The sequence below is a fragment of the Paraburkholderia humisilvae genome, from assembly GCF_902859855.1.
GTDB lineage: Bacteria > Pseudomonadota > Gammaproteobacteria > Burkholderiales > Burkholderiaceae > Paraburkholderia > Paraburkholderia humisilvae.
In genome coordinates this window covers 1-1,926 of the sequence record NZ_CADIKH010000286.1, presented here as the reverse complement: position 1 = coordinate 1,926, position 1,926 = coordinate 1, and the positions used below count along the sequence as shown (strand labels likewise).

At 58.2% G+C, this 1,926-nt stretch carries 1 protein-coding gene and 1 pseudogene; both read left to right on the top strand.

Features of this window, described 5'->3' with window-relative positions:
• The first annotated feature begins 569 nt into the window (after positions 1-569).
• A complete protein-coding gene (locus HV796_RS41940; RefSeq protein WP_175233504.1) occupies positions 570-1,289 on the top strand; it encodes an IS6 family transposase in 720 nt (239 codons plus the stop codon).
• A gap of 166 nt (positions 1,290-1,455) precedes the next feature.
• Positions 1,456-1,806, top strand: a pseudogene (locus tag HV796_RS41935) (DOPA 4,5-dioxygenase family protein); the annotation flags it as partial.
• Positions 1,807-1,926: the final 120 nt, after the last annotated feature.

Sequence of the window (1,926 nt, the reverse complement as noted above, 5' to 3'; positions counted from 1 at the left end):
GGTAATGCCCGGTGCCAGCGTCGTTCGTGGCGTCAGTGTCTTCTTCATCACGCGGCCAAGCGTTTTCGTCAGCCTCGAATTTTACCTTCTCCGCCTTAATGCGACAGAACCCTTTTCCATGGTCAGGTAGCGCTCGACGCAGGGACGCACAGCGAGACCCGTGTACCAGGCGCGCAGCACGGCCAGTTCGTCGGCACCGGGAAAGCCGGGCGGCAGGTCAGGACCGGAAGCAGGCAGGGCAGTGTGACGCATTTTCATGACGACGAGTTTGGTGCAGGAAGCGGTATCGAAGTCGTCGAGATCGAGGCGGCCTCAGGTGCACCTTGCACCGACCGACGTTGTGTCGGCCGGTGTGACCCACGGGTCTGCTCGGGTCGGTTGCCCATGGTGCCCAAATGCCGCGCAGCACGCTTGTGTCGACGCCGAGCATAGCAGTGAGTACTGCGAAACCGCTTGGACTCGAGTTCATATTAACGTCCATGGGCAGCGAGGATGCTGCGAATGGCTCTGGTGCAAATATGCTCGGCGAATCGGATAAAGTAGCGAGCCTATCAAACGGGTAGCCGGTGATGATCAAGCGCAAGGGGCTGGAGGGGTTGTTCGATGGGCGACATTTTGATCGGGAAATCATCATCCTGTGTGTTCGCTGGTACCTGCGCTACAAGCTGAGCCTGCGCGATCTGGTCGGGATGATGGCCGAACGGGGCTTGTCGCTGGCTCACACGACCATCCTTCGCTGGGTGAGGCGTTATACGCCTGAGTTCGTCAAACGCTGGAACTGCTTTGCTACACCCGTGGGTCGTTCGTGGCGTGTCGACGAGACCTGGCTGAAGATTCGTGGCAGGTGGGTCTACCTGTACCGGGCGGTGGATCGGGCTGGCCAGACGGTGGACTTCATGCTCAGGGCAAAGCGCGATGTGGCCGCGGCCAGAGCCTTTTTCAGCAAGGCTATCAGGCATCAGGGCCAGCCGCCAGAGACGATCACGCCCGATGGCTACGCTGCCTCGCACCGGGCGGTGCGCGAGATGAAGGTCGACGGCCTGCTGCCCGAAGACACGAGGGTTCGAAGCTCGAAGTATCTGAACAACCTGGTCGAGCAGGATCATCGTCACATCAAATCCAGAACGAATGTGATGCTCGGCTTCAAACGGTTCAGTAGCGCAGCGACCACGATTTCAGGCATCGAGTTGATGCATCGCATTCGCAAGGATCAGTTCGATCTCGCGAGGTTCGGCCTCGGGGATGCCACCACGCCCGCCGTATGGGATGCTGTCCTGTCAACTCAATAAGGCGTCCTTTATATCAGAAACTGCTCAACTCACTCATCTATTTGCACCAGAGCCCTTAGATCCATCTTACGTTCCGAAATCCCACGCGCTCATCGGTTAGCTGCGCGATAATGACCCGGCGGTCGAGGTCGCGTCATCCACCCGTCATTCACTTCTGGACACTGCTATGTCTTCGCGCAGCACGAGCGTGATCAAAAGCTGGCACGCGCATATCTACTTCGATGCCGATAGCCGCGACGCGGCGTGGGCATTGCGGCAAGTCATCGAGCAGGAACTCGGCACAGTCATCGAACTTGGGCGGTTTCATGAGCGGCCCGTCGGGCCTCATCCGCAATGGTCATGTCAAATCGAATTTTCGCCTGCGCACTTGGCCGACATCATGTCCTGGCTTATGCTGAATCACGGCACGCTTGATGTCTTCGTGCATCCGAACACCGGGGACGCGTTGAGCGATCATCGCGATGCGGCCTTGTGGATCGGTAAGTCGTACGAGTTAAAGATGGATGCATTCGGCGGAAATTCTCAAGCTATTGACCTTTCCATAAATCATGACGTCACCACAAGGTTGCCTGAATCCAGCACGCGGCGATGATCGAAGGTCGGTGCTGAGCGCTTTTGAGCTTGTTGCGAGCGACGG